Origin of the sequence: Nocardia sp. NPDC004860 (assembly GCF_040609015.1) — a bacterium.
Taxonomy (GTDB): Bacteria; Actinomycetota; Actinomycetes; order Mycobacteriales; family Mycobacteriaceae; genus Nocardia.
Genome location: NZ_JBEXJI010000013.1, coordinates 164,134 through 185,983, shown reverse-complemented (window position 1 = coordinate 185,983; position 21,850 = coordinate 164,134). Strand labels below are relative to the sequence as shown.

25 protein-coding genes are annotated in these 21,850 nt (G+C 66.2%); 17 read left to right on the top strand and 8 right to left on the bottom strand.

The window, feature by feature from the left end:
- Window positions 1–2 precede the first annotated feature (2 nt).
- Entirely contained in the window at window positions 3–1,505 is a 1,503-nt protein-coding gene (locus tag ABZV44_RS23935) for a UbiD family decarboxylase (protein ID WP_354840193.1), read from the top strand.
- A gap of 13 nt (window positions 1,506–1,518) precedes the next feature.
- Entirely contained in the window at window positions 1,519–1,971 is a 453-nt protein-coding gene (locus ABZV44_RS23930; protein ID WP_354840190.1) for a VOC family protein, read from the top strand.
- Window positions 1,972–2,562: 591 nt separating this feature from the next.
- On the opposite strand, the gene ABZV44_RS23925 is transcribed toward ABZV44_RS23930, so the two are convergent.
- A complete protein-coding gene (locus ABZV44_RS23925) occupies window positions 2,563–3,006 on the bottom strand; it encodes an SRPBCC domain-containing protein (RefSeq protein WP_354840187.1) in 444 nt (147 codons plus the stop codon).
- A gap of 43 nt (window positions 3,007–3,049) precedes the next feature.
- Window positions 3,050–3,355: a meromycolate extension acyl carrier protein AcpM gene (acpM, locus tag ABZV44_RS23920; protein WP_354840185.1), complete on the bottom strand. Its 306-nt coding sequence runs from the start codon at window positions 3,353–3,355 to the stop codon at window positions 3,050–3,052.
- Window positions 3,356–3,492: 137 nt separating this feature from the next.
- Between acpM and ABZV44_RS23915 the strand changes: the two genes are divergently transcribed.
- Window positions 3,493–4,452 carry a MerR family transcriptional regulator gene (locus tag ABZV44_RS23915; protein WP_354840182.1) on the top strand — a complete coding sequence of 320 codons (960 nt, stop codon included), beginning with the start codon at window positions 3,493–3,495 and terminating at the stop codon, window positions 4,450–4,452.
- Between the two features lie 264 nt (window positions 4,453–4,716).
- On the opposite strand, the gene ABZV44_RS23910 is transcribed toward ABZV44_RS23915, so the two are convergent.
- Window positions 4,717–5,427 carry a carbon-nitrogen hydrolase family protein gene (locus tag ABZV44_RS23910; RefSeq protein WP_354840180.1) on the bottom strand — a complete coding sequence of 237 codons (711 nt, stop codon included), beginning with the start codon at window positions 5,425–5,427 and terminating at the stop codon, window positions 4,717–4,719.
- Window positions 5,428–5,942: 515 nt separating this feature from the next.
- Here ABZV44_RS23910 and ABZV44_RS23905 point away from each other — a divergent pair.
- Both ABZV44_RS23905 and ABZV44_RS23900 read left to right on the top strand, forming a co-directional pair.
- Window positions 5,943–6,830 (top strand): diiron oxygenase, encoded by an 888-nt coding sequence (locus ABZV44_RS23905; protein ID WP_354840177.1) that lies wholly within the window; start codon window positions 5,943–5,945, stop codon window positions 6,828–6,830.
- Between the two features lie 16 nt (window positions 6,831–6,846).
- Window positions 6,847–8,247: an FAD-dependent oxidoreductase gene (locus ABZV44_RS23900; protein WP_354840174.1), complete on the top strand. Its 1,401-nt coding sequence runs from the start codon at window positions 6,847–6,849 to the stop codon at window positions 8,245–8,247.
- Window positions 8,248–8,557: 310 nt separating this feature from the next.
- Here ABZV44_RS23900 and ABZV44_RS23895 read toward each other — a convergent pair whose 3' ends face one another.
- Window positions 8,558–8,866 (bottom strand): hypothetical protein, encoded by a 309-nt coding sequence (locus ABZV44_RS23895; protein ID WP_354840171.1) that lies wholly within the window; start codon window positions 8,864–8,866, stop codon window positions 8,558–8,560.
- A gap of 417 nt (window positions 8,867–9,283) precedes the next feature.
- On the opposite strand from ABZV44_RS23895, the gene ABZV44_RS23890 reads away from it, so the two are divergent.
- From ABZV44_RS23890 to ABZV44_RS23875, 4 genes are all read left to right on the top strand, one after another.
- Window positions 9,284–9,619 (top strand): hypothetical protein, encoded by a 336-nt coding sequence (locus tag ABZV44_RS23890; RefSeq protein ID WP_354840168.1) that lies wholly within the window; start codon window positions 9,284–9,286, stop codon window positions 9,617–9,619.
- Window positions 9,600–10,124: a DUF6879 family protein gene (locus tag ABZV44_RS23885; RefSeq protein WP_354840166.1), complete on the top strand. Its 525-nt coding sequence runs from the start codon at window positions 9,600–9,602 to the stop codon at window positions 10,122–10,124. The genes ABZV44_RS23890 and ABZV44_RS23885 overlap by 20 nt, the downstream gene beginning before the upstream one ends.
- Window positions 10,121–10,945, top strand: a complete 825-nt coding sequence (locus ABZV44_RS23880; RefSeq protein WP_354840163.1) for a helix-turn-helix transcriptional regulator — start codon at window positions 10,121–10,123, stop codon at window positions 10,943–10,945. The genes ABZV44_RS23885 and ABZV44_RS23880 overlap by 4 nt, the downstream gene beginning before the upstream one ends.
- 193 nt (window positions 10,946–11,138) lie before the next feature.
- Entirely contained in the window at window positions 11,139–11,921 is a 783-nt protein-coding gene (locus ABZV44_RS23875; protein WP_354840160.1) for a methyltransferase domain-containing protein, read from the top strand.
- 78 nt (window positions 11,922–11,999) lie between these two features.
- Here ABZV44_RS23875 and ABZV44_RS23870 read toward each other — a convergent pair whose 3' ends face one another.
- The gene (locus ABZV44_RS23870) at window positions 12,000–12,542 is read right to left on the bottom strand and encodes an AAA family ATPase (protein WP_354840157.1); all 543 of its coding nucleotides are present in this window, start codon (window positions 12,540–12,542) and stop codon (window positions 12,000–12,002) included.
- A 174-nt stretch (window positions 12,543–12,716) separates the two neighbouring features.
- Between ABZV44_RS23870 and ABZV44_RS23865 the strand changes: the two genes are divergently transcribed.
- The 5 genes from ABZV44_RS23865 to ABZV44_RS23845 all read left to right on the top strand — a co-directional run bounded on the left by ABZV44_RS23865 (window position 12,717) and on the right by ABZV44_RS23845 (window position 17,329).
- On the top strand, window positions 12,717–12,926 hold the full coding sequence (locus ABZV44_RS23865; RefSeq protein WP_354840155.1) for a hypothetical protein: 210 nt from the start codon (window positions 12,717–12,719) through the stop codon (window positions 12,924–12,926).
- A 163-nt stretch (window positions 12,927–13,089) separates the two neighbouring features.
- Window positions 13,090–14,457 carry a glutamine synthetase family protein gene (locus ABZV44_RS23860; protein WP_354840152.1) on the top strand — a complete coding sequence of 456 codons (1,368 nt, stop codon included), beginning with the start codon at window positions 13,090–13,092 and terminating at the stop codon, window positions 14,455–14,457.
- Window positions 14,438–15,181 (top strand): gamma-glutamyl-gamma-aminobutyrate hydrolase family protein, encoded by a 744-nt coding sequence (locus ABZV44_RS23855; RefSeq protein ID WP_354840149.1) that lies wholly within the window; start codon window positions 14,438–14,440, stop codon window positions 15,179–15,181. The genes ABZV44_RS23860 and ABZV44_RS23855 overlap by 20 nt, the downstream gene beginning before the upstream one ends.
- The gene (locus ABZV44_RS23850) at window positions 15,178–16,539 is read left to right on the top strand and encodes an aldehyde dehydrogenase family protein (protein WP_354840147.1); all 1,362 of its coding nucleotides are present in this window, start codon (window positions 15,178–15,180) and stop codon (window positions 16,537–16,539) included. The genes ABZV44_RS23855 and ABZV44_RS23850 overlap by 4 nt, the downstream gene beginning before the upstream one ends.
- Window positions 16,540–16,564: 25 nt before the next feature.
- On the top strand, window positions 16,565–17,329 hold the full coding sequence (locus ABZV44_RS23845; RefSeq protein WP_354840144.1) for a 3-oxoacyl-ACP reductase: 765 nt from the start codon (window positions 16,565–16,567) through the stop codon (window positions 17,327–17,329).
- A gap of 25 nt (window positions 17,330–17,354) precedes the next feature.
- On the opposite strand, the gene ABZV44_RS23840 is transcribed toward ABZV44_RS23845, so the two are convergent.
- Both ABZV44_RS23840 and ABZV44_RS23835 read right to left on the bottom strand, forming a co-directional pair.
- Window positions 17,355–18,908: an amino acid permease gene (locus ABZV44_RS23840; RefSeq protein ID WP_354840142.1), complete on the bottom strand. Its 1,554-nt coding sequence runs from the start codon at window positions 18,906–18,908 to the stop codon at window positions 17,355–17,357.
- A 94-nt stretch (window positions 18,909–19,002) separates the two neighbouring features.
- Window positions 19,003–19,437: a tautomerase family protein gene (locus tag ABZV44_RS23835; protein ID WP_354840139.1), complete on the bottom strand. Its 435-nt coding sequence runs from the start codon at window positions 19,435–19,437 to the stop codon at window positions 19,003–19,005.
- 65 nt (window positions 19,438–19,502) lie between these two features.
- On the opposite strand from ABZV44_RS23835, the gene ABZV44_RS23830 reads away from it, so the two are divergent.
- A complete protein-coding gene (locus tag ABZV44_RS23830) occupies window positions 19,503–20,132 on the top strand; it encodes a helix-turn-helix domain-containing protein (protein ID WP_354840136.1) in 630 nt (209 codons plus the stop codon).
- Window positions 20,133–20,189: 57 nt separating this feature from the next.
- Here ABZV44_RS23830 and ABZV44_RS23825 read toward each other — a convergent pair whose 3' ends face one another.
- Entirely contained in the window at window positions 20,190–20,762 is a 573-nt protein-coding gene (locus ABZV44_RS23825; protein WP_354840133.1) for a TetR/AcrR family transcriptional regulator, read from the bottom strand.
- Window positions 20,763–20,876: 114 nt separating this feature from the next.
- Between ABZV44_RS23825 and ABZV44_RS23820 the strand changes: the two genes are divergently transcribed.
- Window positions 20,877–21,497, top strand: coding sequence for a class I SAM-dependent methyltransferase (locus ABZV44_RS23820; RefSeq protein ID WP_354840130.1), 621 nt, complete (start codon window positions 20,877–20,879; stop codon window positions 21,495–21,497).
- Window positions 21,498–21,502: 5 nt separating this feature from the next.
- Window positions 21,503–21,850 carry a DUF2218 domain-containing protein gene (locus ABZV44_RS23815; protein WP_354840127.1) on the top strand — a complete coding sequence of 116 codons (348 nt, stop codon included), beginning with the start codon at window positions 21,503–21,505 and terminating at the stop codon, window positions 21,848–21,850.

Genomic DNA, 21,850 nt, shown 5'->3' with positions numbered 1-21,850 from the left:
TCTTGACCCACTTGACAAGTCTGCGTGAATTCATCGCCGAACTGGAGAAGATCGGCGAGATCCACACCATCGACAAGGAGGTCGACTGGAATCTCGAAGTCGGCGCGATCATCCGTCGCTGCTACGACTTACGAGCTCCGGCACCACTTTTCACCAATCTGACCGGCTATACCGATACCGGCTTCCGGCTCTTCGGCGCTCCCGCGGCACTCAGCGCCCCGCAGCACCAACTCGCCCGGCTCGCACTGTCCGTGGGGCTGCCCGCCGACGCCACCGGCCAGCAGATCGTCGACGTCCTCGCCGACGCCCGCACCAAGCCGGGCATTCCGCCGACGGTGGTCGCGTCGGTCTCCGCGCCGTGCAAACAGAACATCATGCTCGGCGACGACATCGACCTGTTCGCCTTTCCGACCCCATTGATCCACGGCAATGACGGCGGCCGCTATCTCCAGACCTTCGGCGCCAATATCGTCAAGACGCCCGACGGCTCCTGGACGAACTGGTCAGTCAATCGAATGATGGTGCACGACAAGTCGACTCTGGCCTGTCTGCTGCCGAAGTCGCAGCAGATCGGCATCATCCGGGCGATGTGGACCGAGGCAGGCACTCCGATGCCGATCGCGGTGGCGCTCGGGGTCGAACCGGGCCTGGTGGTCGTGAGCGGTATGCCGCTGCCCCAGGGCGTGGACGAAAGCCATTATCTGGGTGCGCTTTTCGGTGAGGGCATCGAGGTCGTACCGGCGGAAACGGTAGACCTGATGGTTCCGGCTACTGCGGAAATCGTGGTCGAGGGCCACATCCTCCTCGACGATGACGTCGAGGAGGGCCCGTTCAACGAGTACCCCGGCTACAACGCGACGGTGAGCTCGCTCGAGGCACGCTTCCAGGTCTCCGCGATCACCTACCAGGACAACGCGATTCTCCCGGTGGTAGCCGCAGGGCCTCCGGTCGAGGAGGACGACACCATCACCGGCACCGCCGCCGCTGCCGAAATCCTGCACCTGCTACGCGAGGCCGGGCTGCCGATCTCCTCGGCCTGGTACAACTTCGAAGCCGCCGTGCACTGGCTGACCCTGGCGGTCCGTGCGGACTGGCACGAGACCTCGGGACTGCCCTCCCACGAACTGGTCGACAAGGTCGCGGAGGTCGTGCTCGGCGGCCCCGCGGCGGTGCACGCGCCCAAGATCCTGCTGGTCGAGGACGATATCGACATCACCGATCTCGATCAGGTGGTGTGGGCGTTCGCGACACGCTCGCATCCCGATGTGAACCGCGGTGAATTCCATTTCGAACGCAAACTCACCGATCCGCTGGGCATCTACCTGTCCGCGGAGGAACAGCACAGCTTCAGCGCCGGGAAAGTCATCTACAACTGTCTGCTCGCCGACCTCTATCCCACCGGAAAGCGACCGGTCAAGGGCAGCTTCGAAAACGGCTGGCCCGTCGAGATCCAGCAGCGCGTCCTCGAGCAGTGGACGGCGTACGGGTTCTCCGAGCCGAAGTAAGGAAGGCACCACGATGCGAATCATCAAGACATTCACCCCCGTTCGCGTCGAGAGCGATCGCTTCTCGGCGACGGTCGACTATTACGAGCAGACCCTCGGGCTCCGGTGCGACCTGCACTTCCGGTTCGAGGAGGGCAATCTCGATATCGCAACCATCGGTCCGTTGGTACTGATCGGCGGCCCCGCCGACGCACTCGCGGCCGCGCCGAAACAGGACATCGTCATATCGGTGGACTCGCTGGAGGAATTCCAAGCGAACCTGCGCGCCCAGGGCGCCACCATCGTCTCCCCACCGGCCGACATCCCGACCGGGCGAAACATGATGGTGCACAACCCGGACGGGACACTGTTCGAGTATGTGCAGTGGTCCGATGAAAAACTCGCAGCGGTGGACCTCTCACGCCGCTCACATTCCGCTGTCGAACAGCAATTTCGCGCCAATTCCTCAGCTGTAGTCCACCTTTAGAATGGTTGGACTGGCCGCTCATCCGCGCATGGCAGCTGAAGACGCATTGCCGCGCTGGGTTGTACGGATACAGCTTGGCCAGGGTCGTCAGGTCATGGGCTGGGTATCTGTCGCTGTGCCAGGGTGGTTGTAGACCAAGATCTTCAGCAGGACCCGTGCCGCTGATCTCAGCCGCCGTCGGCCCGCACCCACCGATGTGCGGGCAGTTGCCTGAGAACACCGCAGACCAGGCGGCGGCGCCAGCACCAGTCCCGACCAACACCGGTGCTGCGCCAGGTAACTCGGCTGCCAGACGAGCGGCACGCAGGGCACATGTGTTGCGCGATACCTGGCGTGCAAGTGCGGACAAGGCGGCTGGGTGGGCGGCAATTCCGCCCGCCCAGTCGCGAGAATCAATCTAGTGAGGCCAGCACGCGGGAGCGGTGCTGTCCATCCAACAGTTCGAGCTTCCTGTGGGTACGAGCAGTGGGCCGAACATCCCTAACGCCATCGAGATGAAATACATGGTTTCGAACCTTTCGAAATATGAATAGGACCGGGACAGTAGTTCGCCGTCGCGCCGGTGTGCAGCCCCGACTCCCAGGGGCGCTTTCAGTGGTGGATCACCTCACCGAGCCGCGGCAGCACGAGTCGTTTCCAGCTGCGTTCCATGGCGTTGCGTACCATTTTCTGCCGGCGGTCTTCGATGTCGAAACCTGTCTGCGTCAGCAGAAGTCGTGTGCCACGACCCTGCGGCTGCAGCGTCCAGTCGACAATCCACCGGGCGGGGTACTCGGCCTGCCGGTATGTCCAGCTGTAGGTCAACTGCTCGCACGGCCGGGCCGCCAGCACCTCGCAGATGATCTCGTTCGGCGATGAGTCCGGGATGGCGAATCGGAAGTGGGTTCCGGCCGAGGCGGCGAACCCGGTCGGTCGAAGCAGCCACCGCTCCAGCAGATCCGGCTCCGTCAGCGCGCGCCATACAGTTTCTGGTGGCTGCCGGAAGAAACTGCCGAGTTCGACTGCGGCGGGATTCAACTGTGGATCGGCAATCACCGGCTCACCACCGCGACAAGGGGCGAAACGGCCCCCAGGCTGCTCAATTCGCCTGGCCTTCCTTGTATTTCGCTTCCATTTCCGCGGCGAGCTGCGGCTTCTCCGCCTCCATCCTCTGGACGTAGGCAACCGCGTCGCCGACGGTTCTCAGGCTCGCAAGGTCCTCGTCGGGGACTTTCACGCTGTACTTGTCCTCCAGCTGTACAGCGATCTCCACCAGTGACAACGAGTCGATGTCCAGGTCGTCGACGAAAGACTTCTCGATCGCGACCTCGGCGGCCTCGATACCCGTCACCTCCTCGATGATCTCCGCGATGCCGGCGACGATTTCTTCTTGCGTGGTAGCCACGAAACACTCTCCTCGGTGTGACGACATATGCGTAGTACTCCGCTCGTCCTCCACGACCGCTTCGGTTTTCGCTGTCGGGGTCGGACGGGGGTGCCCAGTACGCTAAAAGCTCCAGTGGGGTGGAGGTTCAACAGGTTGTGACGGATGACACACGATCCGATGTGCTGGTGAGCATCGGGGAGTTGGCGCGCAGCACCGGACTTCCGGTGCGAACGATCCGGTTCTACTGCGACGAAGGCATTCTGGAATCCCAGCGCAGCACAGGCGGGCATCGGATGTTCGACGCCGACAGCGCCGCCGAACGACTGCTGCTGGTGCGGCGGTTGCGCGCGCTCGGTCTCGGGCTGGACTCGATCACCGGCGTGCTGCAGGGAGAGCGATCGATGGCAGACGCCATCGCTGCCGAAAGTGCCCGGCTCGATATCGAATTCAGGTCGCTGGCATGGCGGCGGGCGTCACTGCGGGCCATGGAGACGGTTGCCCCGGCACAGCGGGCCCAGCGACTCGCGTTGCTGGCCGCCGCGCAGGACGGTGGTGCGGTGCACGATTGCCTCATCCGGTTCTGGCGGCGCATTCTCGCACCGATCCCGCGGTGCGACAGCGATAGGTGGGTGTGCTGGAATGTGCCGGAGCCGCCTGCTGATCCGTCCGTCGACGAGGTTGTCGCGTATGCCGAATTGGCCGCTCTGGTGGCCGAGCCGGACATGACCAGTATTGTGCGACAGCAGTACTGGCGGGATCGACCAGAGCTGATCCGCGACCCTCGAGCGCTGTACATCAGCATGGACAACGTCATGGTGGACGTGGTGCCACTCGTAGCGAAAGATGTTCGGCCGCACGCCGGCACCGAACTCGACCGATTCGTCAACGCCCATGCCGAGGCACGAGGGGAACGTGATTCCCCGCGTTCCCGCGAGCAATTGCTGATCGACGCAACCGATTCCGACCACCGGATTCACCGTTACTGGGCTCTGACAGAACGGTTCCTCGGACCTCGCGTCACTATCGGACGAGCCCACGACTGGCTGTACAACGCCCTGGCTCATTCCACCGACCTCACCGATGCACAGCCGCCCAACCAGCGTTCACTCCCATGAATTCACCACGCCGATCCACATCACCGACGCCATGCGTCATACCTGGCTGCCCACTCTCATATCGCTGACACGCCGATCGAACCTGCCGACGCGGGCAGGGTCCTCCGCGCTCGCAGGGTCTCGGGTGCCTCGGGGGTGCCGGGTGTGGCTACGGAAGGTCAACGGGCGGGTGTCATCTCGGGCGGCTGACCGACCACTGGCAGTGCGCGGATGCCGATTGCAGAGGGGATGGTTCGCACCCCGGTCACTGCCGTGTGGCCATTGCTAGCCGATATCGGCGACGACGAACATCGGTGTCTGTTCGTCGGCCTCTGCCAGCAGGGTTCCGTCGGTATCCCACAGGGCGGCGCGGCCGCACCCGGTGACCGGGCCCGCAGGCCCCACGTGGTTGGCAAGGGCCACGTAAACGTCCGCGCGGTCGGCGATGCCGGGATAGATCGACGCACGTTCGGCGATGCCGCGACCGGTACCGTACAGGGCGCTGGCCAGATGGACGTCACAGCCATCGTCGGCGATTCGGTCGACCAAGTCGGGGAAATGGTTGTCGAAACAGGTGGCAAGGGAGAAGCGCAAACCCTGGAGTTCGAAGCGGCCGTCCTTGTCCGCGGAGGTGAAGAACCGCTGCTCTTCCTCGAACAAATGCTGTTTGTGACAGGTGGTGAGCAGATCGCCGGCGGCGCTGTAGACGTAAGTGGCGATCACGGGACGGTGACCGTCGAGGGCGGGGGCAGCGCAGTTCACAACGGTCGCTATCCCGGTGGTGCGCAGCGGATCCAGGCGAGGGTCATCGGCGCGGAGCCACAACCTCTCATCAGCTGCGGTAGCGGCCAGTTCGTATCCGGTCACCGCCAACTCCGGAAACACGATCAACTCGGCGGAGTCTGCGCCTGCCTGTTCAGCGAGCCTGACCATTTGTCCGATATTGACCCGGACATCGGTAGGTGCGCAAGTGAACTGTGCCGCGGCAACTCTCATGCGCCGCAGACTACGCCGCACAATGTGAACGCAGTGACCTACGCGGTCGGTGCTTTCCTCGATCGGGTGTGCCAATCCCTCCACCCTCAGCCCGCCTGCCATCACCATCCGCCCGATGCGCGAATTCCTCGACACCGCAGGCCGGCGCCTGGGCCCGCCAAATGACCATCCGCGACACTCTCGACGCCCTGGACAACATCGCCACCCTCACCAACGCCTATACTCCCTGAACCATCCTCGGCCTGCGCGGTGCGTCACGTCCGGACACGGCTCATCGTGCACGGCAGAGGAAGCCTGATCTCTCCAAAATGATTTGCAGTGTTGGCACTTTCAGCGAATTCCAGGCGCGACGGTCTGCGCGGCGGGATGCGCAGTCGCAGAGCCTCGCCGTTCCGGGGATAGGTCCGTCGACAGCCATCCCTGTTCGCCAGGCCGTCGAGAACACGGCGGAGGAAAAAGGAAGCCCGGCCGCGCGCCAACCAGCGTGAAACATGACCGAGCAGAGGAGTTCAGCAGTGGTAGCTACCGAGCAGGATCAGTTCTTCCACACACTGATCCAGTCGGCCCAGCGACTATCGTTCGACCCACGATGTCCGGAGCTGTATGAGCCGGGGCCCGACTCCGATCAGGGCTACGGAATGACCGCGCAGTGGTCGCCGCTGTTCGACACTCCGATCTGGGCGTCGATGTCGGAGCAGCAACGAATCCTGTTGACCCGCTGCGAAGTGGCACAGTTCCTCGGTATCGCGATCTGGCTCGAAGTCGGACTACAAGTCGCGCTGTTGCGCGCCAATCACGGTGCCGACCCCGCTCGCCCCGACATCGCGTTTCTGCTCAACGAATGCGCCGACGAGAACCTGCATTCGCTGATGTTCATCAAGGGTGTCGACAGCATCGGAGCACACTTCTATCCCCACGACCGGCTGCAGAAACTGCTGGGCAGGCTCTTCGCGATGTTCGCCTGGCACGAGGTCGCCTACGGGATCGTGCTGGCCGGGGAGGAAATCTTCGACGCCATGCAACGCGACTGGATGAGAGACGCGACGGTCGCCGACGCGATACGCCGCACCTCCTACATCCACGTCGTCGAGGAATCACGGCACATGGCCTTCGCCCGCCGCCGCATTCGCGACCAACTCACCACCATCTCGCGGCCACGACGGTTCCTGAGCACGATCGCCATCGCCGTCGGAACCCACGTCGTCGCCAAGAGCCTGATCAACCGGCGCGTCTACGAGGAACTCGGACTGCGCTGGCCGGAGGTGAAATCCGCGATCGACGCCAACGAGCACCACCGCATGATGTTCCGCTCGGCCACCGCCTCGTTCATCGAGTTCCTCCACCGCGAGGGCCTGCTCAACCGGGTCGCTCGACGTATCTACCGCGCCTCGAACCTGCTCTGACCTCTCGAAAGCGATTATGGCCCACGTCATCCTGGGACACTGTTGCAAGGACGTCTCCTGCCTGAACGCCTGTCCGCGCGACTGCATCCGTCCCCGCCCCGGCGACCCCGACTTCGCCACCACGCCGACACTGCACATCGACCCGAGCTCCTGCATCGACTGCACCGCCTGCGTCGACGCCTGCCCCACCTCAGCGATCAAACCCGACCACGCCCTCACCGCGACCGAACAACACCATCTCCGCCGCAACAGCGACTACTTCGCACACAGCGGGCCCCGAACCACACCCGGCCGGCGACCAACAACGCCTCTCCCCCGGCCTTCGAGCGTCGGTGGTCGACGGCCCCGCATCGCAGTCGTCGGCGCCGGCCCCGCCGCCATGTACACCATTCGTGAGCTGCTGCGGCGGTCCAGCTTCGTCGACGTCACCGTCTACGAACGCCACGCCCACCTCGGCGGCCTGCTGCGTACCGCCATCGCACCGGACGCGGGCCTGCGCGAAATGCTGAGCCTGTTCGATGTGCCATTCGGCGACGACCGGGTCAACGTCGTCTACAACACCGAGATCGGCCGCGATCTCTCCCTCGAAGCCTTGCGCCGCCGGTTCGACGCCGTGGTCTTCGCCCACGGCGCCTCGATTCCCCGCCCCCTCACCCGATCCGACTCGGCATTGCCCGTCGGTGTGTACGACGCACTCGATGTCCTTGCCGGCGTGAACAACCCATCCCCCACCGAGCCGCCGACCCTCGGGCCGCATTGCCTCATCGTCGGCGCCGGGAACGTCGCCCTCGAGGTGATCAGATATCTCGCCGACCGACACGGCACATCTCCGAGCATCGCCGCACTGACACAGGTGACCGTGCTGTCCCGTGCCTGCGCAGACCGGTCCGCATTTGCCACCCCCGCCATGCAGGACATCCTGGCCCTGCCCAATCTGTCGATACACACGACCAGAACCCTGGACCATGAACCCGTCTCCGCAGCCGGCCAACCGCTGAGACCGGCGATGAACCACCTCAATCCGAACGATCGAGACGACACCCGGCTGCCGGTCGTGTTCTGCTTCGAACAGCACGTGACGAACATCGAGTCGACGGGAACCGGCGAATTGAGCGTGTATACGACCGGCGGGCACACGTTCCTGGCCAGCGCAGTGGTTCGTGCCATCGGGTTCCGCACCGCGCATATCGACGGACTCCCCGACACACACAACGGTCAGATCCTCAACCGAAACGGCAGAGTCATTTCTCCGACAACCAGGGATCCTCTGCACGGCGTGTACGTCGTCGGATGGGCCAAACGCGGTGCACACGGCGGAATCGGCGAGAACCGCGTCTGCGCCGCCGAAACAGTCGAGCGACTGGCGATCGACCTTCATCTGACCCGCCCGACCCACCAGAGGGGCACGGCCATGTGAGCTGGTTCGCACCCAAACCCCCACGCCGACACGATCATCCACGCGGTGATGCGGTGACCCATTGAGCCCCAGCCGCATTTCACGCTGACCGAACCCGCCAGCACGGCCGCCGAGTCGCGGACGACCGGTGCAATCCCGCACAAACCGTTGTCGAACAGCATTTTCGCGCCAATTCCTCAGCCGTGGTGCGCGTTCAGAACGGTTGGACTGGCCGTTCATCCGCGACGTGGTCGAAGACTTCAGGAGTGACATAGCCCGTCCGGGCGGCCACGGACCTCGAGGGTCGGGCTCAGTGGCGTGGCGCCGGGCCTCAGCGATCGCGGTCCCGCGGCTTGACCGACCACAGAAGTGGCATCACCGCACGGCGGGCATGGGTTTCCTCGGGATGGATGGTGATGACGTCCAGCCGCCGCACCAGCGAGCTGGGTATCTGCCCGTCGGTGAAATGCTCCGGTCCGGGAACGATGACCGCTTCCGCGTCGAGGCGGGTGGCTTGGGCCTTCAGCCGGGCCAGCGGCGGCCGGCCCGATTTCGGGTCGTAGACGACCACCTCGGCCAGGTCGTAGCCGTAGCGCTCGGCGAGCCTCCGCATCTGGGTCTCGTCCCAAAGCTGGCCCATCCCCGACACATCCGTCCGCAGGTAGCCGAGACATGTTGGCTTGTATCGCATATTCACCCCTGACTTCCTATGTCCGTCGAGCTGGATAGTTCCGTGGAAGTCGACGTAGAACCCGGCACGGTCGTCGTCCTCGCCCCCATCGTCCTGGAGCTCGATCAGACCGCCAGGGAATTCGAAGAGCCTTGTACGCCTATACATCTCGCCCTCTGTCCGCCGTTGATGCGGCAGCTGTGGACCGGACGGAAGGTGCAAGATCACCGGCCCTGAGCGCCGGGACTTATGCTACGGACAGCTGCGGGCCATTGACCAGCAGTTTGTAGATCTTTGCAGCATGTCGCCGCAAACCATTGACCTGAACTGGCAACTGGTGTCACGCTCAGATGCATTCACACAAACTCTGATTGTAAGGTACCGGTAATGCAATTGCGTCTCCTCGGAACCAACACCCGCAACGGAGGCTCTCCAACCCTGTACGCCTCGGACCGAGATACGTACGTCGTACTGGGATGGGAGGTGCCGCAACGAGATTCTCGGCACATCGAGATCCCGCACGCCCTGCTGGCGTACCTCGAATACGGAACCTGTCTGGGTACCCTGCTCGAGGACACCGGGCACGGCACGTTCGTCCTGGCCGGCGAGCCGGTCACCGACACGACCGCACTGGCGGTCATCAAACCGCCCGCCGGAGAACGAAGCATCGAAGTACCGAGAGGAAAGGAAATCCGACCGGACGATGGAACTAATCACCAGTAATGAGCAGGAACAGCTGTTCAGGGACTGCCGGTTTCGAGCGTTCCATTTGGAGGTCCAGGACAGCTACGCGGTAGAGGACGAAGCCGCAGCACTGGAGACGTTCCTCGACACCGGCGAGTTCGAATACGACCCCGAGTGGCGGCACTGGGATGACCTCATGCGAGAGGTGACAAGCTCGGGACGCGCGGTGCAGCGGGTTCGGGTGGTCACCGAGCCCCACACCGACTACACGCGGTTCCTGTTCGCCACGACGGAGAGCAATATCGACTCCGGTGAGGACATCCGTTGGCTTCCCCGCCACGTAATCGCCTCTGCCGAAATCACTACCGACGACTGGTGGCTTTTCGATGACGACACACTAGCTTTCACGGTCTTCAGACCGGACGGAACCTTGGGAGGGTTCGCGGTGACCCGCGACCCGAGGATCGTCGCGTACTGCGCGGCCGTCCGCGACCGTGTGTGGAGCCTGGCAACACCTCACAGTGAATACCGAATCAAGCGGTGAGCAGCGTCCAGCAAGCACGCGAAACTCTCGGCGCGCGGCTCCGAGAACTCAGGAAACAATCGGGCCTCAGCGGCCTGGAGCTGGCCAGGCTCGCAGGCTGGGACAACTCCAAAGTCTCCCGGTACGAACATGGCAAGCAGACGCCCACCGAGCAGGACATTCATACCTGGTGTGCGCTGACCGACGCACCTCTACAAGTGGGCGACCTGATCGCCACCGTCCGAAACGTCGAAGCCGCCTGGTTGGAGTGGAAGCGGATCCAATCCCACAACGCCCAGAAGAAAACGGGGCAGCTCGAGACCGAATCCAAGCTGATCCGTGGGTATGACCCCGACCTGGTTCCCGGCCTGCTGCAGACACAGGACTACGCGACCGAGATACTGCGAGAGTGCATCCAATTCATCGGCGGCCCCGATGATCTCGCCGCCGCAGTATCCGCACGAATGGAGCGTCAGCAGGTTCTGCGTAAGGGCGCGAAGCGATTTCATTTCTTGCTTGCCGAGCAGGCGTTGTATACGACAGTCGGGTCCGATGGGATCATGGTCGGCCAGCTGGAACACCTGGTCGCCCAGGTCCGTTCGTCTCGTCTCGCTCTCGGGATCATTCCGCGAACAGCGCGCTTTCGCGTCCCAGTGACCAACTTCCTGATGTACGACATTCGACAGGTACAGGTAGAGACCGTCAGCGCCGAGCTCACGGTTACCCAGCCACGCGAGGTCGCCCTGTACGAGCGAGCCTTCCAAATTCTGGCGAAGCACGCCGCCAAGGGCGAAGCGGCACGGGTGCTGATCCAGCGCGCTCTCGAAACGAGAGCTAGTTAGCGGAACCCTCACGAAGGCAGGCGCGTGTTTTACGGACCTCGAGTGGTTACCCACTGGCCAAGGGGAATTCGCTGGTCGCCGATCGGGGCGTGTGGTCTAATCGGGGCGTGATGATGTTTGCGCAGGGTTGGTGGCCGCTGTCTCAGCGGCTTTGAACTGTGCGTTGGGCCGCCACATCGGGCGGCCATGATTTGTGTTCTGCGGCTTCCTGTTCCGGTCGGTGTGGCTGATTCGAGAGGAAGAGAGATCGCGGATGAGTTTTGGGGATGACGCGGGCTCTGGCGATGAGGTGGGTGGGTTTCTGATTACCTCGCGGGGGCTGGATGAGTATCGCGCGATGTTCGGTCTCGGGGCAGCAGATCTCGGGGGTCGGATCCTTGATTGCCCTGCTGGGGCGGCGAGCTTCGCCGCCGAGGTGGCGGGGTCCGGGGGTGATGTGACCGCCTGTGACGCGGCGTATTTCGAGTTCGACGGCGTTGAGGTCGGGGAAATGTGCCGGGATCAGAGCGATCGTGGCGATCGGTATGTTCGGGCCCATGTCGGCGACTACTGCTGGACGTTCTTCACCGATCCGGATGATCACCATCGGCGGCGGTCGGCGGTCGAGCTCTTCGTCGCCGATCGGCAGCGAAATCCGGATCGATACGTCTCCGCGGAGCTGCCTCGACTTCCGTTCCCTGACAACACCTTCGACTTGGTGCTGAGCTCACATCTGCTCTTCTCCTATGCCGACGGGCTCGGATACGACTTCCACGTGCGCGCGATCACCGAGCTGATCCGGGTCAGCCGCGGCGAAGTGCGGGTCTTCCCTCTGGTGCCCACCGGATCGGCACAGGTCTATCCGCGGCTGGACGAACTGCGCGGCGACCTTCTGGAACTCGGTATCACCAGCGACCTCGTCGATGTCGAGTACGAATTCCAGAAGGGCGCCGATCAAATGATGGTGTGCCGCAAGGGCCCTCGTGACAGTGAGTGATCGCGCCCGAGCCTGGGCATTGAGGCGCTGAGGATGTTGGGACGGGCCTTCCAGAGTCGGGCTTCCCAGCAGCATTCGTCAGCGGGCCAGGGGCCGGGCATCCGCGAGGATCGCGTCGACCGTCTCGCCGACGGTGAGGTCGGAGCTGTCGAGCCACAGGCCGAGGGGCGGGGTTTCGGCGCGCAGGACGCTGTCCAGATCATTCACGGTGAAGGCTCCGTACGCGTTCTTCGGGCGGGCGGCCTCGCGCCGCGCCACCGCGTCCGGACTCGGGGCGAGCACCACGACGTAGAGCGGATCGGTGCGGATCCGGTCGATCAGGTAGGGCAGTAGGTCGCCGAGCACGACATCCTGCACCACCGCCGTGAACCCCGCCGCCGCGTAGGAGTCGGCCACCTCGGCAGCGAGGCGGTGCCGCAGGCGGAGCTGTTCGAGCGCTTCGGGACTCGGCTCGGGGGTCATGTCGGCGCGCCCGCCCACCAGGAAACGCCGGAAGATGTCACCACGCACATGGGCCGAGCGCGGCAGCCGCTCGGCGAGGGCCTGCGCCACGGTCGATTTCCCGGCGGCTTGAATACCGGTGATCAGATAGACGGCGGAGGATTCACCAGGACCGGGCATGGTCTGGACGGTAGCCGACGGGCCGCCACGCCCGCAGCGGCATTTCCGCTCCCGGCGAGCCGCCCGACTCTCCGGCCGTGAGTAACGGCGCTGAGTACTTCGGCGGATTCGGCGTGCCGCGTCGGTCAATACTGTTGCGGTGTCGGCATATTCGGGAGGAAAGGCGGCACGGCGATGAACTCTCCGCACTGGCAGGGGTCCGAGGCCTCACGACGGGCGCTCGGGGCAGCCCAGGAATCGGGACGGCTGGCACGCGGCGGGGGCGGTGGCGGCGTCGGCGGCGGTTGCTTGACGAGCACTGCCCTCGCACTGCTGATCGTCCTGACCGTCCTGGGTCTCGCCGCGCCGATCGCGTGGCGGATTCTCACCGACGTCGGCCTCTAGCGCCGGCCGGCGCTTCTCGACGCATCGAGCCGTTCGCCCACACGGCACCGGCCTCCAGCGCCGAAACGGTATGGACACGCGGGTCATCACTTGCCGTATTCGGGCACACACGGAGCCCGGGTTCGCCTAGCGTGAGCGGGGTTGACGTCGAGAGGGGTCAAGAATGCGGGCCGGGATGCTGAGCGTGGCGGAGCTGGTGGCGCGGGTCGAGGCGGGAACGCTGGACACGGTGCTGGTGGCCATGACCGACATGCAGGGGCGATTACAGGGAAAGCGTTGTTCGGCACGGTATTTCGTGGAGGAGGTACTGGATCGGGCGACGGAGGCGTGCAACTATCTGCTGGCCGTCGACGTGGAGATGACCACGGTCGACGGCTACGAGATGTCCTCCTGGGACACCGGCTACGGCGATTTCGTGCTGCGCCCGGATCTGGGCACGCTGCGGCTGGTGCCGTGGTGGCCGGGCACCGCGCTGGTGCTCTGCGACGTCGAGCAGGTGGACCCGCACGGCCGGCCCGGGCAGCCCGTGGCCGCCTCACCCCGGCAGGTGCTGCGTGCCCAGCTGGATCGCCTGGCCGAGCGCGGCCTGTCCGCCTATGTCGGCACGGAACTCGAATTTCTCGTCTTCGACGACACCTACGAGTCCGCCTTCCGTAGCGGTTACCGCGATCTCACCCCCGCCAACCAGTACAACGTCGACTACTCGATGCTCGGCACCGCCCGCATCGAACCGCTGCTGCGCCGCATCCGCACCGACATGTCCGGCGCGGGAATGTATGTCGAGTCCGCCAAGGGCGAATGCAATCCCGGTCAGCACGAGATCGCCTTCCGCTACGACGAGGCCCTGGTCACCTGCGACAACCACACCATCTACAAGACCGGAGCCAAGGAGATTGCCGCCCAGGAGGGCCGCAGCATCACCTTCATGGCGAAATACAATGAGCGGGAAGGCAATTCCTGCCACATCCATCTGAGCCTGCGCAACAGCGCGGGCGAGCCGGTCTTCGCCGACGGCGACGACCCCTCGGCCCTGATGCGCCACTTCATCGCGGGCCAGCTGGACTGCCTGCGCGAACTCACCTACCTGCTGGCCCCGAACATCAACTCCTACAAACGATTCCAGGCCGGCAGCTTCGCGCCCACGGCCCTGGCCTGGGGCCGCGACAATCGCACCTGCGCCCTGCGCGTCGTCGGCCACGGCCCGTCGCTGCGCTTGGAGAACCGCATCCCGGGCGGCGATGTGAACCCGTATCTGGCGGTCGCCGCGGCCATCGCGGCCGGTCTGCATGGTATCGAGCAGCAGCTCCCGCTGGAGCCGGAGTTCCACGGCAACGCCTACCGTTCGCACCGCCCGCGCGTCCCGCACACCCTGCGCGAGGCCGCGCAGCTGTTCGGCGACAGCAAGATCGCCCAGAAGGCGTTCGGCCCGGAGGTGGTGCGGCACTATCGCAATGCCGCGCAGGTCGAGCTGGACGCCTTCGACGCGGCGGTGACCGACTGGGAGCGGATCCGTGGCTTCGAACGACTCTGACCCCGGCCGCCGGCCCGTCATCGGCCTGCCCACCTACTCCGAACGCGCCCGCTTCGGCCACTGGGACGTCGACGCCGCGGTGCTGGCCCGCACCTACGTCGACCTCACTGAACACGCGGGCGGCATCCCGGTCCTGTTGCCGCCCAACGGAACTCCGCGCCCCGAGCTCGTCGACCGCCTCGACGGCCTGGTGCTCACCGGCGGCGCGGACCTCGATCCCGCCCGCTACGGCGCGCTACCGCATCCCGCCACCGGCGGCCTGCGCCCCGACCGCGACGAGTCCGAGTTCGGGCTCTTCGCGCTCGCCCGCGCCTCGGGCCTGCCGGTCCTGGCCGTCTGCCGCGGTCTGCAATTGGTGAATGTCGCCCTGGGCGGCACCCTGCTGCAGCACGTCCCGGATGCCGTCGGGCACACCGACCACTCCCGCTCCCCCGGCGTCTTCACGGTCACCACCGTCACCACCGTTCCCGGCAGCCGCCTCGCCGCCATCGTGGGCCCCGAGGCGAAGGCGCACTGTCACCACCATCAGGCCATCGGCACGCTCGCCACCGGCCTCACCGCCACCGCACACTCAGCGGACGGCATCATCGAGGCCGCCGAAACCCGCGACGGCCCGTTCCTGCTGGGCGTGCAATGGCATCCCGAGGAGAACCCGACCGACCTCCGCCTCATGCGGGCCCTGGTCGACCATGCGGCACAGTACGGAAAGGAGCGCACCCCGTGACAACCACCGACATCGTCAATCCCGCCACCGAGCAGGTGCTGGCCACCATCCCCGCGGCCGACACGTCCGCCACCGACGCCGCCATCGAACGCGCGCACCGGGCGACGGCGAGCTGGCGCGCCGTCGCCCCCGGCGACCGGGCGCGGCTGCTGCGCCGCTTCGCCGAGGCGGTGGACGCCGAGATCGAGCAGCTGGCCCGGCTCGAGGTCAGCAATGCCGGCCACACCATCGGCAATGCCCGCTGGGAGGCCGGCAATGTCCGCGACGTCCTGCACTACAGCGCGGGCATGCCGGAACGCCTGCTGGGCAATCAGATTCCGGTCCCGGGCGGCGTGAACATCACCTTCTGCGAGCCGCTGGGCGTGGTCGGCATCATCGTGCCCTGGAACTTCCCCATGCCCATCGCGGCCTGGGGCTTCGGTCCCGCGCTGGCCGCCGGGAACACCGTCGTCCTCAAACCGGCCGAGCTCACCCCGCTCACCGCCATCCGGCTCGGCGAACTCGCCCTGGAGGCGGGCCTGCCCGAGGACGTCTTCCAGGTGATCCCGGGTCGCGGCGCGGTGGTCGGGGCTCGTTTCGTCACCCATCCGGCCGTACGCAAGGTGGTGTTCACCGGTTCCACCGAGGTGGGCAAGCAGATCATGGCCGGCTGCGCCGAGCAGGTGAAGCGGGTGACCCTCGAATTGGGCGGCAAAAGCGCCAATATCGTGTTCGCCGACGCGGACCTCGAGCGAGCCGCCGCCACCGCGCCCTACGGCGTCTTCGACAATGCCGGTCAGGACTGCTGCGCCCGCTCCCGGATCCTGGTGCAGCGCAGCGTCTTCGATCGCTTCCTGGGACTGCTCGAACCCGCGGTCCAGGGCGTGCGGGTGGGCGATCCGTCCGATGAGTCGACCGAGATGGGCCCCCTCATCTCCGCCGCCCACCGCGACCGCGTCGCCGGATTCCTCGAACCGTCGACCAAGGTGGCCTTCACCGGCGCCCGCCCCGACGGCCCCGGATACTGGTTCGCCCCCACCGTCGTCCTCCCGTCGAGCCCCGAGGACCGGGTGCTCACCGAGGAGGTGTTCGGCCCGGTCGTGGCGGTGGTGCCCTTCGAGGACGAGGCCGACGCCCTGCGCATCGCCAACGACACCGACTACGGCCTGTCCGGCTCCATCTGGACCAGCGATGTCGGGCGGGCGCTGCGGGTGGCCCGCGGGGTAGAGGCCGGGAACCTTTCGGTGAATTCGCACTCCTCCGTGCGCTATTGGACGCCGTTCGGCGGATTCAAGCAGTCCGGGCTGGGCCGCGAACTCGGCCCCGACGCCGCGCGCGCCTTCACCGAGACCAAGAACGTCTTCCTCGCCACCGAGTAACCCGCCCCTCATCGAAGGAGATACGTTGCAGCGCTTACAGGATCGAGTCGCGGTCGTCACCGGCGGCGGCAGCGGCATCGGGCTGGCCACCGTCCGGCGCTTCGCCCAGGAGGGCGCGAAGGTCGTGGTCGCCGATATCGACGCCACCAGCGGCGAGGCCGCCGCAGCCGAGGCCGGCGGGCTCTACGTGAAGGTCGACGTCACCGACGAGGAGCAGGTGCGGGACCTGTTCCAGGCTGCCGTCGACACCTACGGCGGCCTCGACATCGCATTCAACAACGCGGGCATCTCACCGCCGGAGGACGATTCGATCCTCACCACCGGCATCGACGCCTGGAAACGGGTGCAGGAGGTCAATCTGACCTCGGTGTATCTGTGCAGCAAGTACGCCATCGAGCACATGCTCGAACGCGGCCGCGGCTCGGTCATCAATACCGCGTCTTTCGTGGCCGTCATGGGCGCGGCCACCTCCCAGATCTCCTACACCGCCTCCAAGGGCGGCGTGCTGGCCATGAGCCGGGAGCTGGGAGTCCAGTTCGCGCGTCAGGGCATTCGCGTGAACGCGCTGTGCCCCGGACCGGTCAACACTCCCCTGTTGCAGGAGCTGTTCGCCAAGGATCCCGAGCGCGCCGCGCGCCGCCTGGTGCACATTCCCGTCGGGCGGTTCGCCGAGCCGGAGGAGATCGCCGCCGCCGTGGCCTTTCTCGCCAGCGACGATGCCTCCTTCATCACCGCCTCGCAGTTCATGGTCGACGGCGGTATTGCGGGCGCGTACGTGACACCCCTGTAGCGCAACGGTTTTCGGGCGCTGCGGGTCAGGCGCCGACGGGGGCCTGGTCGACCTCCGGCGGCTCCTCCACGGTTCGTCTGGGCCCGGTGAACCAGCGCCGGGCCGAGACGAACCACCAGACGGCGATCGCGCCCACTACCCCGACCAGGGTGAGGGGCGCGTAATTCACCGCGTTCCAGGTGAATCCGTCCACCCACGGATACCCGTGGTCGTCGGTCGGCAGGATGAACAGCACGCTGATGATCACGATCCAGACCAGCGCGATGATCCCGATCGGCCGATACCAGCGGCCCAGCTGCCACGGCCCGGCCTGGAATCGGTTGCCGCGCAACAGCCGCAGCAGCACCGGAATCCCGTAGGCGATGTACAGGCCGATGGTGGCCACCGAGGTGGCGGCGGCGTACGCGGTCGGGGCATTGGCGGCGGGCACCAGCATCGACGGAATCAGCAGGATGAACGCGAACACCGAGACGAAGAAGACCGCGTTCACCGGCACCCGGCGGGCCGACAGCTTCGCCCACAGCTTGGATCCCGGCACCGCGCCGTCGCGCGCGAAGGCGAACAGCATGCGGGAGGCCGCGGTGACCGAGGCGTAGCCGCAGAACAATTGGGCGACGGCGGCGATGATCAGCAGCAACCCCGACCAGAACGAATTCAGCGAATTCTGCAGGATGTAGATGACCGGATAACCGCTGTTCTTGGCCGGATCCAGCGCGTCGTCGAGATTCGGGATCGCGAACGTCACCGCCATGATGAGCAGATACCCCGCGATGGCCGACACCACAATGGTGTTGATGATCCCCTTGGCCGCCATGCGCGAGGCGTCGTGCGTCTCCTCCGACATGTGCGCCGACGCGTCGTACCCGGTGAACGTGTACTGCGCGTGCAGCAGCCCGAGCAGGAAGCTGAACGCCACCCCGCCGAACCCGATCGCACTGTTGTCCACGGTCTTGGTGAACACGAAGCCGATGCTCTGGTGGTGGCGCGCACCGAAACCCAGCACCACCACGAAGATGGCCACGCCGCCCACATGCCACCAGGCCGACACATTGTTGATGACCGCCGACAGGTGCGGGCCGATGATGTTCAGCACCGCGTGCAGCACCAGAATCCCGGAGAACACCGCGAAGATCGCGTTGCGGTCGGTCCCGATATCCCATCCGATCACATTCAGCACCACGGTGGTGAAGATGGCCGCGCCATAATCGATGGCCGCGGTCACCGCGATCTGCCCGATCAGGTTGAACCAGCCGGTGAACCAGCCCCACACCGGCCCGCCCAGCTCCGACGCCCACCAGTACAGCCCGCCCGAGGTCGGATAGGCCGAGGCCAATTCGGCCATGGCCAGCCCGACGAACAACACCATGACCGAGACCAGCGGCCAGCCCCACGCCATGGTGATCGGCCCGCCGTTGGACAGGCCGATCCCATAACTCGCCAGGCCGCCGGTGAGAATCGAGACAATGGTGAAACTGATCGCGAAATTGGAGAATCCGGACCAGGATCGCGCCAATTCCTGTTTGTAACCGAGTTCGGCGAGCCGCCGTTCATCATCGGATCGAGGCTGGGTTGCGGTCATGCTAGCTCCCGAGTGAAAACGCCGCCCTCACACGGCGTTTGCCAGGAGCCCAGTGTGCGGTAAACCCGTGCCGAACCGCAGGCCAACGAACAAACTAGTCGCCCGGTGAGCACTGTCCCTGGGCGAGGGCGGTCAGTTCCTCGAACTTCACGACCGCGCCGGCCGCGCCCCAGGCGCCCTCGGGCTGCTCGTGGATCAGCACCCACACGCGCAGCGCCTCGCTCTGGCCGAGACCCGCGGCGGCGAGCACCTTTTCGGTGACCTCGGCGATGAGCCCGGTCTTGCGACGTTCGGACAGCGCACCTCCGGGGACGGTCACGTCGACCCGGAAGCGCGGCAGATCGTCCGCGAGCGCTCCGAATCCGCCATCGGCGACCTCCTCGATGCGGCACCACGCCTGCGCGCGGAAGAACGCGGTGTCGGGTGCGCCCTCCCACTTGAGCAGGGTCTGGGGTAGCGCCTCGGACAGCTCGCCCCGGGCTTCCCCGGTCAGTACTCCGGCGGGCAGGGTCAGGTGAATCATCGGCATCTACGTGCTCCTTCGCTTCCGGCCGACTGTCTATAACAGTCGTTATAATCGAGGGACGGTACGCTATGACGGTTGTTATAGACAAGGAGGAGCCGATGGCGGGGACGCCGGGCGAGGCCGCGGATTCGCGCGGCAAACTCGTGGCCGGGGCGGCCGACATGATCCGGCGGCGCGGCCTGAATGCGACCAGTGTGCGCGAGCTCGCCAAATACGCTCGCGCGCCACTGGGTTCGACGTACCACTACTTCCCCGGCGGCAAAACCCAGCTCGCGACCGAGGCGGTCACCTTCGCCGGGGATCTCGCGGCCACGCTGCTCGCCCGTGAACTGGACCGGGGGCCGATCGAGGGGATGCGAGCCTTCCTGCAGATGTGGCGGAAGGTCGTGGTGGACACCGACTTCCGCGCCGGGTGCCCGGTACTGGCGGTCGCCGTGGAGGACCTGCCCGAGGCCGAGGGCGCTCCACGCGAGGCGGCCGCCGCGGCCTTCAGCCGCTGGACCGAGCTGCTGACCGACTCGATGTGCGCCCACGGCGCCGAACGCGCCGAGGCCGAGCGCACGGCCACCCTGATCGTCGCCGCCGTCGAGGGCAGCGTGGCCATGTGCCGCGCACAGCAGAGCGCGGAGCCCTTGGATCGCATTGCCACGCAGCTGGAACCGCTCGTGTGGTCGACGATTACGCGCGACCGGATCTGAGAACCCGGCTGCCGCCCGAAGCGCGCCGATCCGTGCCGCCGGGAGCAGGGTGGTGGATCAGACCGCGCGAAGTCCCGCCGCGGTGACCGATACCAGCCGTCGCACCGCGGCCTCCGACGTCGCGTCGGCCGCGGCCGACAGGGCGTGCAGGCAGTAGGCGGCCAGCTCGTCGGATGGGACGTCGGCGCGCAGTTCGCCGGTGGCGGCGCCTTCTTCGATCAGCTGCCGGAGCAGGTCGCGCAGCTGTTCGAGGGCGGCGACGATGTGCTCGTCGGGATGGAGGAACTTCACCAATTCCCGGTCGTGGCTACCGGTTTGGCGGGTGATGTGCGCGTAGGCGGCGAGGACGGCGTCGAGGCGGCCGCTCGCAGCGCCCTCACCGTCACGGACTTTGACCAGCTCCCCGAGGTGGGCCTCGATCCGGCGGGCGTGCCAGGTGCGCAGAATGGTCTCGACATCCGGGAAGTACTTGTAGAGGGTGGCCCGCCCGATGCCGGCGCGAGTGGCGATCTGCGACATGGTCACCCCGCGCAGCCCCTGTTCGAAGGCCAGGGCCGCGGTGGCGTCGAGGATCGCGTCCCGCACCTCGCGGCGATGGGCGTCGATCGTCTCGTTCCACAGCTTCGGCACGGCTCAACCATACAGACTGACAGCCCCGTAGACATCAGCTCTTGACCATAGACACAGTGTCTCGATAAATTCGAGGCATCAGGTCACGGCCGGCCCTCCCGACAGGAGAATTCCGTGTTCCCACCCACCGACGACCCCCACCCCGAATACCACGACCCCAACGCGCCCGACACCCTGTACGCGACGAAACCGCCGTGGGACATCGACCGCCCCCAGCCTGCCTTCACCGCCCTCGCCGCGGCCGGCGCTCTGCGCGGCCGGGTCCTCGACCTCGGTTGCGGCACCGGCGAACACGCGCTGCTCGCCGCCGGCCTGGGTCTCGACGCCACCGGGATCGACCAATCCGCGCAGGCGCTCGAACTGGGCCGGCACAAGGCGGCGGAACGCGGGCTGCAGGCGCGGTTCGTGCGCCACAACGCCCTGGACCTGGCCGCCCTCGCCGAGACCTTCGACACCGTGCTGGACTGCGGTCTGTTCCACCTGTTCGACGGCGCGGACCGCGTCGCCCTGGTCGACGGCCTGGCCACGATCATTGCGCCGGGCGGACGCTACTTCCTGCTCGGTTTCAGCGATCGCCAGCCCGGCACCTGGGGTCCACATCGCCTGAGCCGCACCGATATCGAGTCCGCCTTCACCGATGGCTGGCGACTCGATTCCCTCGAACCGGCCACCCTCGACATCCTTCCCAGCCCGACCCCGGTGGCAGGCTGGCTCGCCGCCCTCACCCGGCAGTGACTCCCATGCCCGCACTCGAATCCCGCATCCCCACCGACCGATCGGCCCGCTACCTGCGTCAGTTCCGCACCCACGCCGAGGCCATGGCCTCCCCGCGCGGACACCGCGTCCACGCCGGCAATCCCCGCACCGCCGGCGAGATCCACCTGCGCGTCGAAGGCACCGATACCCGCACCACCGCCCATTTCGACCCCTGGGGCCATTGCACCCTCACCGCCGAACCCGAGGCACTCGTCATGCGCATCGACGCGACCGACGCCACGGCCCTGCACCGCATCCGCGACATCCTCACCCGCGACCTCACCCGCTTCGGCGGCGGTTCCCTCACTGTCGACTGGCGGGATCCGGACTGA